A 14,479-nucleotide genomic window follows, 5' to 3' on the forward strand; every position below is an offset into this window, starting at 1 on the left:
AGCATCTCTCGCGACCGCGCCCGGGGCGGGCGGCCGCGTTGCGGGCCTGCGGTCGCGGCCCGCGGCGCCGGAACCTAGGCTGGAGCCGTGAACGAACAGGATCCCTGCCCCTGCGGTCGCGACGTCGCCTATGCGGAGTGCTGCGGCCCGCTGCACGCCGGCGCCGCGGCACCCACGGCCGAGCGGCTCATGCGCTCCCGCTACAGCGCGTTCGCCCTCGGCGACGCGGGCTACCTGCTCGCGACCTGGGACCCCGCCACGCGCCCGGCCGAGCTCGAGCTCGATCCGGGCGTCGAATGGCGGCGCCTCTTCATCCACGGCGCCTCCGCGGGCGGCCCCTTCGACCGGCGGGGCTCCGTCGACTTCACGGCGATCGCGCGCACGTCCGAGGGGCGACTCGAACAGAGCGAGCGCAGCGAATTCCGCCGATCGGCTGAGGGTCGCTGGCTCTACGTCGACGGTGAGGTCGTGTAGCGAGGGCGCGTCCGTCGCACCCGCTGCGCGACGGGTGTCGGCTCGCGCTACAGTGGAGCGCATGGTCAGTGAAGACTCGAACTACACCCACGACGTCGTCATCGTCGGCGGCGGGCACAACGCGCTCGTCGCCGCCGCATACCTCGCCCGCGCGGGCAAACGCACGGTGGTGCTCGAGCGCCTCGACCACCTGGGCGGGGCGGCCGTGTCCGAGCAGCCCTGGCCGGGCGTCGAAGCACGCCTCTCGCGCTACTCCTACCTCGTGAGCCTGCTGCCCCGGCAGATCATCGACGACCTCGGTCTCGAGATCCAGCTCGCGCGCCGCCGCTACTCCTCGTACACACCCGACCCCGCCGACCCGTCGCGCGGCGTGCTCGTCGACAACGGCGACGCCGAGGCGACCGCGGCCTCCTTCGAGCGGGTCACCGGCGACCGCGGCGAGGCCGCCCGCTTCGACGCCTTCTACGAGCGCCTCGCCCCGCTCGCGCAGCGACTGTTCCCCACGGTCACCGATCCGCTCAAGCGTCGCTCCGAGGTGCGCGCCGCGGTCGACGGCCTCGGCGACGACGAGCTCTGGCGCGACCTCTTCGAGCGCCCGATCGGCGAGTGGATCCGCTCCGCCCTCGACACCGACATCGCCCGCGGAATCGCGCTGACCGACGGTCTCATCGGCACCTTCGCGAGCGCCGATGACCCGTCGCTGCGGCAGAACCGCTGCTTCCTCTACCACGTGATCGGCGGCGGCACCGGCGACTGGGACGTGCCGGTCGGCGGGATGGGGCGGGTGAGCGGCGAGATCGAGCGGGCCGCGCGCGACGCGGGCGCCGAGCTGCGCACGGGAGCCGATGTCGAGGCGATCACGGCCGAGGGCGAGGTGCGGATCGGCACCGGCCCGACCTCCGAGACGCTGCGCGGCAGACTCGTGCTGAGCGGGGTGGGGCCGGCCGTGCTCGAGCGCCTGCTGGCCGCGGGCGGCGCACCGGCCGCCGCCGTCGCCGAGGCGCCCGAGCACCCCGCCGGTGCGCAGGTGAAGATCAACATGCTGCTGAAGCGTCTGCCCCAGCTGCGCGATGAGCACGTCGATCCGCGCGCCGCCTTCGCGGGCACCTTCCACATCAACGAGACGCTGGCCCAGCTCGAGGCCGCGCACGCGGCGGGAGCGGGCGGATCGCTGCCAGACCCCCTGCCGGCAGAGATCTACTGCCACTCGCTCACCGACCCGTCGATCCTCGGCCCCGAGCTGCAGGCAGAGGGCGCGCAGACGCTCACGCTCTTCGGGCTGCACGTGCCGCACGCCCTCGTCACCGACGACAACAACGACGAGTTGCGCGAGCAGCTGGTCGCCGCGGCACAGCGCTCGCTCGACTCGGTGCTCGCCGAGCCGATCGTCGACTGCCTCTACACCGCACCGGACGGCACCCCGTGCATCGAGGCCCGCACCACCCTCGACCTCGAGCGCTCGCTCGGCATGATCGGCGGAGACATCTTCCACGGCGCGCTCTCGTGGCCGTGGGCCGACGACGACGAACCGCTCGACACCCCGGCCCGGCGCTGGGGTGTGGCGACCGACCTGCCGAACGTGCTCGTCTGCGGCTCTGGGGCGAGGCGAGGCGGCGCCGTCAGCGGCATCGGCGGGCACAACGCGGCGCAGGCCGCCCTCGAGATCCTCGGCTAGCGGCGCCGGCCCTGCGCCCGGGCCCGGAATCGGGTCCGCGCGCCGGGGCCGAGCGTCGCTGCCGTCGGCTTGCGCGTCGCTCCGCTACGCCTGCGGTCGCTCCGTTACGCCTGCGCGTCCCTCCGCTACGCCTGCGCGTCTCTCCGCTACGCCTGTGCGTCCCTCCGCTACGCCTGCGCGTCGCGGATCCAGGCCTCCACCTCGTCTGCCGTGCGAGGGATGCCGGCCGACAGGTTGATGCAGCCGTCGTCGGTCACCACGATGTCGTCCTCGATGCGCACGCCGATGCCGCGCAGCTCCTCGGGCACGGTCAGGTCGTCGGGCTGAAAGTACAGACCCGGCTCGATCGTGAACACCATGCCGGGCTCGAGCACCCCGTCAAGGTACATCTCGCGGCGGGCCTGTGCGCAGTCGTGCACGTCGAGGCCCAGGTGGTGGCTGGTGCCGTGCACCATGTAGCGGCGGTGGTAGGCCGTGCCGTCGTCTTCGGGCAGCAGCCCCCACTCGCGGGTGCGTCGCTCGATCACGGCCATCGCCGCGTCGTGCACGTCGCCGAAGCGGATGCCCGGCCGCACGATCGCGCGGGCCGCGTCGGCGGCCTCGAGCACGGCCTCGTACACGCGTCGCTGCACCGCCGAGAACGCGCCGGAGACCGGCACGGTGCGGGTGATGTCGGCCGTGTAGAGGCTGTCGAGCTCGACGCCCGCGTCGAGCAGCAGCAGGTCGCCGTCGAGCACCGGGCCGTCGTTGCGGATCCAGTGCAGGGTGCAGGCGTGCGGGCCGGAGGCGGCGATCGTCTCGTAGCCGACGGTGTTGCCGTCGAGGCGGGCTCGCTGGTTGAAGACGCCCTCCACGATCCGTTCGCCGCGGGCGTGCGCGCTCGCCTGCGGCAGCGCCGCGAGCACCTCCTCGAAGCCTCGGGCGGTGGCGTCGACGGCGGCCTGCATCTCGGCGAGCTCGAACCCGTCCTTGACGAGTCGCAGCTCGGAGGCGGCTCGGGCGAGGTTCTCGTCGTCGCCTGTTCCGGCGCCGTCGGCCTCGACCGCGCCGTGGCCGACCACCCGGTCGCGCTCGTCCGCGGCGAACTCGGCGATCGGGGCGGTGCGGATCCCGAGCGCGCCGGCGACCTGCGCGAGCGAGGGGCGCGCCCCGATCCAGAACTCCCCGATCTCGGGGTTGGCGAAGAACTCGTCGCTGTCGCGGCCCGCGCGCTCTCGGAAGTAGAGGGTCGCCTCGTGCGCGTCGCCGGCCGGGTCGAGCACGAGGATCGAGCCGGGCTCGCTCTCGGCGCCCCACCCCGTGAGGTGCGCGAAGGCGCTGTGGGCGCGGAAGGGGTAGAAGGTGTCGTTCGAGCGCTGCTTCATCGCGCCCGCGTGGATCACGAGGCGCTCGCCGGGGAAGAGCGCGCCGAGCGCGGCCCGCCGCCGCGCCGCGTACGGGGCGACGGGCCAGGCAGCCGGGATCGTCTCGGGGCGGTCGGCCCAGTGCGACGAGATGTAGTCGAGGAAGGCGCCGGTCTGCGGCGTGGTGCTGCGGTTGCTGTGGTCGATCTCCACCTCGTGGGTGGTCTGCGCGCTCTCGGTCATCCTCCCATCCTCTCACTCCCCGCCGAGCGGTCGATGGGGGCCGAGCCGTACCGGGCCGCGTCCAGGGGCGCGGCCCCGAGCGCGGGTGCGACCCCGCCGAGGGGTCGAGAAGTGTCGAGGATCCCGGGCTTCTCAGCACGTTTCGGCCACTCGCGAGCCCCTCACCCCGGTCCGCGGCCCGTTGCTGACCTCATAGGATGGAGCAATGGCCGGATCCGGGACGCAGCAGGGCTTCGACCTGCACACGCACTCGGTGTTCTCCGACGGCACGACGAGGCCCTCCGACATCGCGCGCGAGGCGGCCGGGATCGGGCTCGCGGGCTTCGCGCTCACCGACCACGACACGATCGACGGGTGGGGCGAAGCCCGTGACGCCGCCCGCGACGCCGGCGTCGACTTCCTCCCCGGCATCGAGATCACGACGAAGCACGCCGGCCGCTCGCGGCACCTGCTCGGCTACGGCATCGACCCGGCCGCGGGCGAGCTGTTCGCCGCCCTCGCCGAGGTGCGCAGTTCGCGGCTCGGGCGCGCGCAGGAGATGGTGCGGCGGCTCTCGGCCGCCTACGCGATCACCTGGGAATCCGTGGTGGGCGAAGAAGACGCGCGCACCGTGGGCCGCCCCCACATCGCCGACGCGCTCGTCGCCGCGGGTTACTTCGCCGACCGCAGCACGGCGTTCGCCGAGATCCTGCACCCCGGCTCTCCCTACTACCTGGGCACCTACGCCATCGAGACCGTCGAGGCGATCCGGCTCGTGCGCGCAGCCGGGGGAGCGGCCGCACTCGCCCACCCGGCGGCCTTCCGGCAGCGCACCCCGACCACCGCGCGCGAGCTGCGCGAGCTCGCCGCCGCGGGGCTCTGGGGTGTCGAGCTCGACCACCCCGAGAACCGGGCCGACTGGCTGCCCCCGCTCGCCGGCGCCGCCGCCGAGCTGGGGCTCGCGGTGACCGGTTCGAGCGACTACCACGGCGCCGGCAAGCCGAACCTGCTGGGCGAGCGCGCGACCGATCCGGCGCTCGTGGAACGCCTGCGCGAGCGGCTCGTGACACCGCGCTGATCCGGGCCCGCGCCGCATGCGCGGCGCGGGCCCGGCGTGGCTACTCCGCGGAGGCCGCGCCGGCCTCGGCCGAACCCGCTCCCGCGGCGCCGGCGTCGTTCTGCGATCCGCCGCGGCGACGGCGACGGCGCCGGCGCGGCGACGATCCCTCGCCGCCGTCCTGCAGCAGCGGGGCGCCGGGCTCGCCGCCGCCCTCCTGATCGTGGCCGTGCTGCTCGTGGCCGTGGGCCTCGTGGCGGCCCGGGCCCTTGGGGTTCGCGCTGCGGGTGCGGCGCCGGTTGCGGGAGCGGCCCTCGCCGCGCTCCTCCCGCGACCCGCCCTCGTCGCCCGACCTCGGGCCGCCGGCCCGAGGAGCGCGCTCCTTCACCGGCGTGGCCTTGAGCCGGCCCTTCGAGCCCTCGGGGATGTTCAGATCGGCGAAGAGATGCGGCGACGACGAGTAGGTCTCGACGGGCTCGGGCACGCCGAACTCGAGCGCCTTGTCGATGAGCGCCCACTTGTGCAGGTCGTCCCAGTCGACGAAGGTGACGGCGATGCCGGTGCGGCCCGCGCGGCCCGTGCGCCCCACGCGGTGCAGGTAGGTCTTCTCGTCGTCGGGCACGGTGTGGTTGATCACGTGCGTGACATCGTCGACGTCGATGCCGCGCGCCGCCACGTCGGTCGCGATGAGGATGTCCTTCTTGCCCGCCTTGAACCCGGCCATCGCGCGCTCGCGCTGATCCTGGTTCAGGTCGCCGTGCACGGCCGCGGTGTTGAAGCCGCGGTCGTTCAGCTCCTCCTGCAGCTTCGCCGCCGCGCGCTTCGTGCGCATGAAGATCACGGTCTTGCCGCGGCCCTCGGCCTGCAGGATGCGGCCGATCACCTCGTCCTTGTCGAGCGAGTGCGCGCGGTAGATGATGTGCTCGATGTTCGCCTGCGCGGCGCCCTCGTCGGGATCGGTGGCGCGGATGTGGATGGGCTTCGACATGAAGCGGCGCGCGAGCGTGACGATCGTGCCCGGCATGGTCGCCGAGAACAGCATCGTGTGGCGGGTGGCCGGGGTCTTCGAGAACAGCTTCTCGATGTCGGCGAGGAAGCCGAGGTCGAGCATCTTGTCGGCCTCGTCGAGCACCATCTCGCGCACGTTGCCGAGGTTCAGCACCCGCTGGCTCGCGAGGTCGAGCAGGCGGCCCGGCGTGCCCACGACGATCTGCGCGCCGGCCTTCAGCTGCTCGATCTGGCCCTCGTACGCCTTGCCGCCGTAGATCGGCACGACGGTCGCGGCGCGGTTCTTCGCGGCGAGCTCGAGATCCTCGTACACCTGCACCGCGAGCTCGCGGGTGGGCACCACGATGAGCGCCTGCACGCCCGGCTCGGGGTTCTCGCCGATGCGCTGCAGCAGGGGCAGGCCGAAGCCGAAGGTCTTGCCGGTGCCGGTCTTCGCCTGGCCGATGATGTCCTGGCCGGTGAGGGCGAGGGGGATCGTCTGCTCCTGGATGGGGAAGGCCTCGGTGATGCCCTTGTCGGTGAGCGCGTCGACCATGTCCTGGTCGACGCCGAGTTCGCGGAAAGTCGTCACGTTGCGTCCTGTTCGTATGGTGCGGTGCTGCGCGCACAATCACGAAGGCGCAGCGGTCGGCGCTCCTGCGTCGCCGACGATGAATACATTTCGAGCACAGTCTATTCCAGCGAGGCGTCGGGTCGGCGGTAAGCTGACAGGGTGTTCGAGTGGATCCGTGGGCTGCGAAAGAAGAGCGCCCCAGCGCGCAAGCTGCGTTCGCGCGGCGACGCCGTCGACACCGAGCGCGTCGAGCTGTCGGAGTTTGCCCCCGGCATCATGCCGTTCCTCGGCCTCACCTCCTACCTGCAACTCGAGCTCTACGAGGGCGCGACCCGCGCCGTCTCCGGCGCCCCGACCCTCGAAGCGAAAGACGTGCTCGCCCGCGTGGCCGGCCAGACGCTGTCGAAGCATCAGCGGCTCACCGCCGAGATCCGCCGGCGCGGAGAAGAGCCGCACGTGGTGATGACGCCGTTCGCGCACGTGATCGAGCAGTACGTCGAGCGCATCGACGCCGCCGACTGGCACCAGCACGTGCTCTCCCTGTACCTCGTGGGCGGGCTCTTCGACGACTTCTTCGCGAGCCTCGCGAGCGGGCTGCGCGACGGCTACCGCGGCGACGCCATCGCGATCCTGCACGACGACACCGGCCGCGCCGAGCTCAAGGAGCTGCTGCAGGCGGCCCTGGTCACCGACGAGGGGCTGTCGAGCTGGCTCGCGCTGTGGGGCCGCCGCCTCGTGGGCGATACGCTGCTCGTCTCGCGAGCCGTGCTGGCTCTCAGCGAGGGCCGCCCGTTCGTCGAGAGCGAGGTCGAGCCCGTCTTCACCGAGCTCATCGCCGACCACATCCGCCGCATGGACGGTCTGGGCCTGACCGCATGAGCGCAGCCCGGCCCGGGCCCGTCGGGCGGCCCCGCGGCCGCGCTCGGCTTCCGCTCGCGAGCGGCGCGAACCCGATCTGCGACTACTTCGAGGCGGGGCGCTGCCGTTCGTGCGCGCTGATCGAGACCCCGTACGAGCAGCAGCTGCTCGACAAGGAGGCCCGCTGCCGCGAGCTGCTGCCCGGGGTGCCCGAAGGCGCGTGGCTGGCTCCCGTGCCGGGCGGGGTGCGCGACTTCCGCAACAAGGCGAAGCTGGTGGTGGGCGGGAGACCGGGGCGGGTGACCCTCGGCATCCTCGGCCCCGACGGCGCGGGCGTGGATCTGCGCGACTGCCTGATCCAGCAGCCCGCGATCCGCGAGGCGATCCCGAGCCTCGCCCGCTTCATCGAGCAGAGCGGGCTGCCTCCCTACGACGTGCCGAAGCGGCGCGGCGAGCTCAAGTTCGTGCACGTCACGGCCTCTCCCGACGGCGGGCTGATGCTGCGCTTCGTGGTGCGCAGCGAGCGGGCGCTCGACGTGCTGCGCACCCGCCTGCCGCAGCTGCGGCGCGCGATCCCGGACGCGGCCGTCGTGTCGGTGAATCTGCTGCCCGAGCACAAGGCCGTGCTCGAGGGCGAGCGCGAGGTGCCGCTGCTCGGCTCGTCGCTCGCGATGGACACCGGGGCGGGCCTCGCCCTGCACCTGCGGCCGCAGAGCTTCTTCCAGACGAACACGAGCGTGGCGCGCGCCCTGTACGCGCAGGCCGCGGAGTGGATCGAGCGGGCGGATCCGGCGTCGCTCTGGGATCTCTACTGCGGCGTCGGCGGCTTCGCGCTGCACTCGGCGGGCGCGGGATCGGCCCGCCGCGTGCTCGGGATCGAGATCAGCGAGGAGGCGGTGCGTTCGGCCAGGCGCAGCGCTCGCGAGGCGGGGATCGACGCGCGGTTCGAGGCGGGGGACGCGACGGCGTTCGCTCTCGGAGCCTCTCGGGAGGACCTGCCGGAGGCGGTGATCGTGAACCCTCCGCGGCGCGGCATCGGCGCCGAGCTCGCCGGCTGGCTCGAGGGGGCCGCGGGGATCCGGCACGTCGTCTACTCCAGCTGCAACCCCGAGAGCCTCGCCCGGGATCTCGCCGCGATGCCGTCGTTCGCGGCGCGCGAGGCGCGCGTCTTCGACATGTTCCCGCACACGCGGCACATGGAGGCGGCGGTGCTGCTGGAACGTCGCTGAAGCGCGCCGGCCGTCGATATTGGATCTGCCGAAGATATGGTCGATCCGCCCGGATACGGCATATCTTCGGCAGAACCCTTACCCTGCGCCGGGACTCGGGGCATGGCCGGACAAGGGCATGGCAGGATGTCCCTATGAACATCGTGCTCGGGGTGACCGGCGGCATCGCCGCCTACAAGGCCGTTGCGCTCGCGCGACTGCTCGTCGAGGCGGGCCACGAGGTGCACGTGGTGCCGACCGATGATGCGCTGCGCTTCGTGGGCACGCCCACCTGGGAGGCGATCAGCCGTCACCCCGTGACCGCGTCGGTGCACGATGACGTCCCCGAGGTGCGCCACGTCGCGCTCGGGCAGCGCGCCGATCTCGTGGTCGTGGCTCCTGCCACTGCGAACACGCTCGCCCGCATGACCGCGGGCCTCGCCGACGACCTGCTCGGCACGACACTCCTCGCCACGCGTGCGCCCGTGCTCGTCGCACCCGCCATGCACACCGAGATGTGGCAGCACCCGGCCACGCAGGACAACGTGGCGATCCTGCGGTCGCGAGGCGTGCACTTCACGGGCCCCGAGAGCGGGCGGCTCACGGGCGACGACAGCGGCCCGGGCCGTATGAGCGAGCCGGAGCGGATCGCCGAGGCGGTCGAGCACCTGCTTTCGGGCGGCGGAGATGCCGCGACCCACGGCGATTCCGAACCCGGTGCGACGCCCGAGGCCTCGGGGGAGCAGCCGTCGGCGCCGATCCCCGGTGCAGCCGCCGCGCCAGAGCCCGCTGAGGCCGCTCCTGAGCCTGCTGCCGGGCCCGAGCCTGCTGCCGAATCCGCTGCGCCCGGCGACCTCGACGGGCTCCGCGTGCTCGTCACCGCCGGCGGCACGCGCGAGCCGATCGACCCGGTGCGCTATCTCGGCAACCGCTCCAGCGGCCGGCAGGGCGTCGCGATCGCCGCGGCCGCCGCGGATCGCGGGGCGAAGGTGGTGCTGCTCGCCGCCAACATCGACGAGTCGGTACTCGCCGAGGTGCGGGATCGCGCGGGCGTGCGGGTCGTGCCCGTCGGCACGACGGCGGAGCTCGAGGCGGCGGCGAACGGGGCGTCGTCCGGGGCCGAGGCGGTCATCATGGCGGCGGCCGTCGCCGACTACCGTGTCGCGAACGTGGCGGATCAGAAGCTGCGGAAGGAGGACTCGCCCGGCGAGGCTCTCGTGCTCGAACTCGTCGAGAACCCCGACGTGCTCGTCGGACTCGTGCAGGGGCGCCGGGAGGGGCAGGTGATCGTGGGCTTCGCCGCCGAGACCGTGGCGGGCGGAGTCGAGGGCGAGGGCCTCGACGCGGCCGCGGCGCGCTCCGAACTACTGGAGCGCGGTCGGCGCAAGCTCGCTCGCAAGGGCGCCGATCTGCTGGCCGTCAACGCGGTGGGGTGGAACGCGGGTTTCGAGACCGACGACAACAGCCTGCTGGTGCTCGACGCCGACGGGCACCTCGCCTGCGAAGCGCACGGCAGCAAGCGCGACGTGGCCGAGCGCCTGCTCGACGCCGTGCGCGACGAACTGCGATAGCGCGCGCCGGTACTGTGCAGCGCCCGGTGCCTACTGCTCGGCGGGCTCCCGCGCGCTCGTCGCCTCGAGCGGCGCCTCGGCTGCGCGCCCTTCGCGATTCTTGACGAGCAGGAGGGCGACGAGGGCGAGAGCGATGTAGACGAAGTCGAACAAGCCGGCGACCGAGAGCAGACCCTGCGACGTCGACCCGGTCGACGAGTGCGTGTCGATGCCGCCTGTCGCGAGCATGGTGGTCGGATCGGTCGCCGCGTGGAGCAGGATCGCCGAGAAGATCCGGCCGGTGACGCGCAGCGAGAGGTACATCATCGCGCCGAAGCCGAACGTGTAGGCGACGGTGACCAGCACCGTCTGCGTTGTTTGACCGCCGAGGGCGTTCCCGGCGTGCAGCGTGGCGAAGTACGCCGACGACAGCACGAGGACGGTCTTCTCGCCGTGGCCACCGTCCCGGAGCATCTTGACGACGAAGCCGCGGGTCAAGAGCTCCTCGGTGAAGCCGATGCAGAGGCCGAGGAAGAGCAGCGTCAGCACGGTCGCTATGGAGTAGGCGGCCCAGTTCGCCGCCACGAGGCGCACGACGACGGGGATCAGCACGAGCACGACCGCGAGCCACATCCAAGGGCGTCCGGGGAGGGGCTGACGGCCGAAGAGATCGCGCACCCAGCCGAGCGAGATGGCGAACAGCAGCAGCAGGCCGCCGGCGATGATGATCGGGAGCGCGACGGTGAAGAAGATGCTCGTCGGGCTCGAGAGCGGATTCTGTCGGTCGACGGAGGAGTGGAACAGCGTCGACGTTCCGAGGCCGATCAGCTGGTAGACACCCCAGTAGCCGACGACGAGGAGCAGGGCCTTCCACCAGTTCCCACGGTTCCAGAACACCTGCCAGCGGTTCTTGCGCGCGTACTCGACCATGATCCCTCACTCCGTTCGGCGGTGAGGATGAACCTATCGGTTCTGCGGCGGCGACACGCGATTGCGCGCGGGCGTTTCTGCGGCACGGCCCGCGGGCACGGGACCGCGAATCGCGGTGGCGGCGGGGCGCAGGGGCGGCGCGCCCCGGTGACGGCATGCGCCGGATCGAGGGCGTCGCCCGCGGCCGATCGATCCGGTCGGCTGATGCGGCCGCCAGGGATCAGTCGATGAGGCCGATCTTGCCTCAGCTGATGAAGCCGACCTTGCGACCGCCTTCGCCGCCCAGCTCGACATAGCTGATCGACTCGGTGTCGATGAGGTACTGGCGGCCCCGGGTGTCGCTCAGAGCGAGCAGCGCCGAATCCTTCTCGACGGCCGCGTCGATGAGGCCGCGCACCTCGTCGGCGCTCGCCTCGGTCTCGAACGCGAGCTCACGGGGCGAGTGCTTGATGCCGATACGAACTTCCACGGGTGCCTCCTCGGGTGCTGTGGTGCGAGACCACGATTGTTGATCCGTTCTCCGAGTCTAGGGTCAGCGGGCCGCGCGAGAGGCCCGCTGCGGCGCCCGTTCGCCGTCAGCGCATCGAGCCCGGGGCCGGCCGGACGGGAATGTCCGAGGTGCTCGGTAGGGTGATCGCATGCTCTCATTCGACCCGTCTCAGCAGGCCGTTCTGGCCCTCGACCCCGCCCGCCACGCGCGGGTGCTGGGGGCGCCGGGAACGGGCAAGACCACGGTGCTGGTCGAGGCGTTCGCACGCGTGATCGACCTCGACGGGTGGGGTGAGGATCACGCGCTGGTCATCGCCCCGAACCGCCTGGTGGCGGGCGAACTGCGCGGGCGGGTCGAACGTCGTGCGGGGCGCGCGATCGGCGGCACCCCGGTGCGCACCGCCGCGTCGCTCGCCTTCGCCGTGCTCGGCCGCGCCGCCGCCGTTGAAGGGCGCGATGCGCCGCGCCTGCTGACCGGCACGGCGCAGGACGAGGCGATCGCCGAGACGATCGAGCGGGGCCTCGCCGGGGCCGCCGGCATCGCGGGGCTCGTTCCCGAGGTGCTGCAGAGCCCCGCCTTCCGCGCCGAACTGCGCGAGCTGTGGCGCATCGTCGACGACTTCGACCTCGAGCCGGCCGGTTTCGCCGCCGAACTGCGCGCGCTTCGCGGGGCTGCCGGGCGGGCGGCCCAGACGCGGGCGCCCGCTCCCGAGATGCTCGATCGCTGGTGCGACGGGCTCGAACTCATCGCGGCGGTCTCGCAGCGTCTCGCGGTCGAGCGACCCGAAGAGCTGAGCTCGAGCGCGCTGCTGCGCGCGGCCGCCGCCGCGGTGCGGGCCGGCGGCTCGGCGATCGGCGAGGGGGCGCTGGCGCCGGGCACGTTCGCGGTGCCGCGATTGCTGCTCGTCGACGATGCGCAAGAGCTCGGCGAGGGCGAGCTGGCGCTCATCGCGGCCTGCGCGAGCGCGGGCAGCCGGGTCTGGGTCTTCGGCGATCCCGACGAGGCGACCGGCGCGTTCCACGGCGAGCGCACCGCCGTGCTCGCGCGGCTCGGCGACGAACTCCAGCGGCGCGGCGGCGGTGCGGCCGGTGCGGCCTCCGCGACGGCCTCCCGCGCACCCGCCGCAGGCGGGGAGCAGCGCGCGGTGCTGCGCACGGTGCATCGGCACGGCCCCGAACTGCGCGGCTTCGTGCGCGGCCTCACGGCGCGCGTCGGCGCTGCGGGAGCAGGAGAGCAGCGCTCCGCTCAGAGCGCCGACGGGGCGGCGCGATCGGCGGGGNGGGGCCCGCCACGGCGGCGCCGGCCTCGGCCGAGTTCGGGGCGGTGCAGTTCGCATCGGTGGGATCGTCCGCCGAGCAGCTGGGCGTGATCGCCCACCGCCTGCGCGCCCGCCGCCTCGGCCTCGGCGCGAGCGAACGCACCGACTGGAGCGACATGGCCGTGATCTGCCGCAGCCGATCCGAAGCGCTGCGCGTCTCGCGCGCACTCGCCGCGCACCAGGTGCCCACGGGGATCGCGGCGGGCGGCATCGTGCTCCGCGAGCACCAGATCGTGCGCGAGCTCGTGCGGCTGCTGCAGCACGCCCTCGGGCTGGTCCCGCTCAGCGGCGACGACGTGCTGAGCCTCGCGGGCGGGGTGATCGGCGGCCTCGACCCCGTGGCGATCCGGCGGCTGCGAGGCGCGCTGCTCATGCAGGAGCGCCGCGACGCGCGGGCCGAGCAGCGCGAGCCGGGCGCCATCGAGGGGCTCGTGCTCGAAGCCGTCGCCCACCCGGGCGACACCCCGGTGATCGACAGCTCCGGCGGCCGTGCGCTGCGACGCATCGGACTGCTCACCGCCGCGGCCTCCCGAGCGCACGAGGCCGGCGGCACACCGCGAGAGACGCTCTGGGCGCTGTGGGAGGGCACGCGGCTCGCCGATCGCTGGCAGGCCGAGGCCCTCGATGGTCGCGGAGTGCGCGCCGACGAGGCGCACCGCTCGCTCGACGCCGTGATGGGCCTCTTTTTCGTGCTCCAGCGTCACGAAGAGCAAGACAGCGAGCAACCGATCGGCGAACTGCTCGACGATCTGCTGCTCAGCGCGGTTCCCGAAGACTCGCTCGCGCAGCGCAGCGAGCGCGTCGCGGTCACCGTCACCACCCCGCAGGGCGCCATCGGGCGGGAGTTCTCGGTCGTCGCGGTGCTCGGAGTGCAAGACGGCGCCTGGCCCAATCTGCGCGCTCGGGGGTCGCTGCTCGGCACCGCAGCGCTCGAGCGGTGGTTGCGCGGGGCGGAGGCGATCCCGCCCTCCCGCAAAGACACCATGCACGACGAGCTGCGGCTCTTCGTGCACAGCTGCGCCCGAGCCCGCGACGAACTGCTGGTGGTCGCGGTCTCCGACGACGAACAGCACCCGAGCCCCTTCTTCGGCCTGGGCCGGGCTCACCTGCGCGAGGAGCTGCCCAGCAGTCGGCTCACCCTGCGCGGAGCGGTGGCCGAGATGAGGCGCAGGCTCGCGCTCGACCCGGGCGACGACGAAGCGCTGCGCTCGATCGCCGCGCTCGCCCGCGAGTCGGTGCCCGGCGCCCGCCCCTCCGAGTGGTACGGCGTGCTGCCGCCCAGCACCACCGCCCCGCTCTTCGATCTCGACGACCCCGAGCGCAGCGTGCCCGTCAGCCCGTCGCAGCTCGAACGCGCCGAGACCTGCCCGCTCGACTGGGCGATCGCGAGCCTCGGGGGAGGCAGCGGAAACCTCCAGGCGAGCCTCGGCACGCTGGTGCACCACGCCCTCGAGACCGCGCAGCAGGCCGACGCCGAGGCCATGCTCGACGCGGTGAAGGCCGAGTGGGGCAAACTGCCCTTCGACGCCGAGTGGGAATCGCAGCGCGCCGAACGGCTCGCCCGCGCCATGACCGAGAGCCTCGCCGCGTATCTGCGCTCGTTCGAGGCGTCCGAGCGCAGCCTGCTCGGCCGTGAGACGGCGTTCTCGATCCCCATCGATCGAGCGGTGCTCCGGGGCACGGCCGACCGGCTCGAAGCGACGCAGCGCGCCGACGGAGCACTCGAGATCACCGTGCTCGATCTGAAGACCGGGCGCACGCCGCCTTTTCGAAGGCATTTTTGCCGTTTCTGA

12 protein-coding genes are annotated in these 14,479 nt (G+C 73.0%); 8 read left to right on the top strand and 4 right to left on the bottom strand.

Annotated elements, in window-relative coordinates; translation table 11 throughout:
• The first annotated feature begins 87 nt into the window (after positions 1–87).
• Together H490_RS28080 and H490_RS28085 are read left to right on the top strand one after the other, a co-directional pair.
• The gene (locus tag H490_RS28080; RefSeq protein WP_017884849.1) at positions 88–474 is read left to right on the top strand and encodes a YchJ family protein; all 387 of its coding nucleotides are present in this window, start codon (positions 88–90) and stop codon (positions 472–474) included.
• Positions 475–535: 61 nt separating this feature from the next.
• Positions 536–2,149 carry a phytoene desaturase family protein gene (locus tag H490_RS28085; protein ID WP_017884850.1) on the top strand — a complete coding sequence of 538 codons (1,614 nt, stop codon included), beginning with the start codon at positions 536–538 and terminating at the stop codon, positions 2,147–2,149.
• Between the two features lie 167 nt (positions 2,150–2,316).
• Here the strand turns inward: H490_RS28085 and H490_RS28090 are convergent, their stop codons facing one another.
• Positions 2,317–3,735: an aminopeptidase P family protein gene (locus tag H490_RS28090; RefSeq protein WP_017884851.1), complete on the bottom strand. Its 1,419-nt coding sequence runs from the start codon at positions 3,733–3,735 to the stop codon at positions 2,317–2,319.
• Positions 3,736–3,940: 205 nt separating this feature from the next.
• On the opposite strand from H490_RS28090, the gene H490_RS28095 reads away from it, so the two are divergent.
• On the top strand, positions 3,941–4,792 hold the full coding sequence (locus H490_RS28095) for a PHP domain-containing protein (protein WP_017884852.1): 852 nt from the start codon (positions 3,941–3,943) through the stop codon (positions 4,790–4,792).
• 40 nt (positions 4,793–4,832) lie between these two features.
• Here H490_RS28095 and H490_RS28100 read toward each other — a convergent pair whose 3' ends face one another.
• The gene (locus H490_RS28100) at positions 4,833–6,350 is read right to left on the bottom strand and encodes a DEAD/DEAH box helicase (protein WP_017884853.1); all 1,518 of its coding nucleotides are present in this window, start codon (positions 6,348–6,350) and stop codon (positions 4,833–4,835) included.
• A gap of 141 nt (positions 6,351–6,491) precedes the next feature.
• Here H490_RS28100 and H490_RS28105 point away from each other — a divergent pair, with 141 nt between their 5' ends.
• The 3 genes from H490_RS28105 (at position 6,492) to H490_RS28115 (ending at position 9,969) form a co-directional block, all read left to right on the top strand.
• Positions 6,492–7,211: a ferritin-like fold-containing protein gene (locus tag H490_RS28105; protein ID WP_017884854.1), complete on the top strand. Its 720-nt coding sequence runs from the start codon at positions 6,492–6,494 to the stop codon at positions 7,209–7,211.
• Entirely contained in the window at positions 7,208–8,419 is a 1,212-nt protein-coding gene (locus H490_RS28110) for a methyltransferase domain-containing protein (protein WP_017884855.1), read from the top strand. Before H490_RS28105 ends, H490_RS28110 begins: the two co-directional genes overlap by 4 nt.
• Positions 8,420–8,553: 134 nt before the next feature.
• Entirely contained in the window at positions 8,554–9,969 is a 1,416-nt protein-coding gene (locus tag H490_RS28115; RefSeq protein WP_017884856.1) for a bifunctional phosphopantothenoylcysteine decarboxylase/phosphopantothenate synthase, read from the top strand.
• Between the two features lie 30 nt (positions 9,970–9,999).
• Here H490_RS28115 and H490_RS28120 read toward each other — a convergent pair whose 3' ends face one another.
• Positions 10,000–10,878: a CPBP family intramembrane glutamic endopeptidase gene (locus H490_RS28120; protein ID WP_017884857.1), complete on the bottom strand. Its 879-nt coding sequence runs from the start codon at positions 10,876–10,878 to the stop codon at positions 10,000–10,002.
• A gap of 244 nt (positions 10,879–11,122) precedes the next feature.
• Complete coding sequence (locus H490_RS28125) at positions 11,123–11,347, bottom strand: DUF3107 domain-containing protein (protein WP_017884858.1); 225 nt, start codon at positions 11,345–11,347, stop codon at positions 11,123–11,125.
• Positions 11,348–11,516: 169 nt separating this feature from the next.
• On the opposite strand from H490_RS28125, the gene H490_RS28130 reads away from it, so the two are divergent.
• Positions 11,517–12,737 (top strand): UvrD-helicase domain-containing protein, encoded by a 1,221-nt coding sequence (locus tag H490_RS28130; RefSeq protein WP_031290196.1) that lies wholly within the window; start codon positions 11,517–11,519, stop codon positions 12,735–12,737.
• Positions 12,692–14,479 carry a PD-(D/E)XK nuclease family protein gene (locus H490_RS28135; protein WP_031290197.1) on the top strand — a complete coding sequence of 596 codons (1,788 nt, stop codon included), beginning with the start codon at positions 12,692–12,694 and terminating at the stop codon, positions 14,477–14,479. The genes H490_RS28130 and H490_RS28135 overlap by 46 nt, the downstream gene beginning before the upstream one ends.

Source organism: Leucobacter sp. UCD-THU (assembly GCF_000349545.1).
GTDB lineage: Bacteria > Actinomycetota > Actinomycetes > Actinomycetales > Microbacteriaceae > Leucobacter > Leucobacter muris.

What these genes read in the sequence shown, in the direction of transcription:
- H490_RS28085 (WP_017884850.1), top strand. Translation starts at nt 536, where the DNA reads ATGGTCAGTGAAGACTCGAACTACACCCACGACGTCGTCATCGTCGGC.
- H490_RS28090 (WP_017884851.1), bottom strand. Translation starts at nt 3,735, where the DNA reads ATGACCGAGAGCGCGCAGACCACCCACGAGGTGGAGATCGACCACAGC.
- H490_RS28095 (WP_017884852.1), top strand. Translation starts at nt 3,941, where the DNA reads ATGGCCGGATCCGGGACGCAGCAGGGCTTCGACCTGCACACGCACTCG.
- H490_RS28110 (WP_017884855.1), top strand. Translation starts at nt 7,208, where the DNA reads ATGAGCGCAGCCCGGCCCGGGCCCGTCGGGCGGCCCCGCGGCCGCGCT.
- H490_RS28115 (WP_017884856.1), top strand. Translation starts at nt 8,554, where the DNA reads ATGAACATCGTGCTCGGGGTGACCGGCGGCATCGCCGCCTACAAGGCC.
- H490_RS28120 (WP_017884857.1), bottom strand. Translation starts at nt 10,878, where the DNA reads ATGGTCGAGTACGCGCGCAAGAACCGCTGGCAGGTGTTCTGGAACCGT.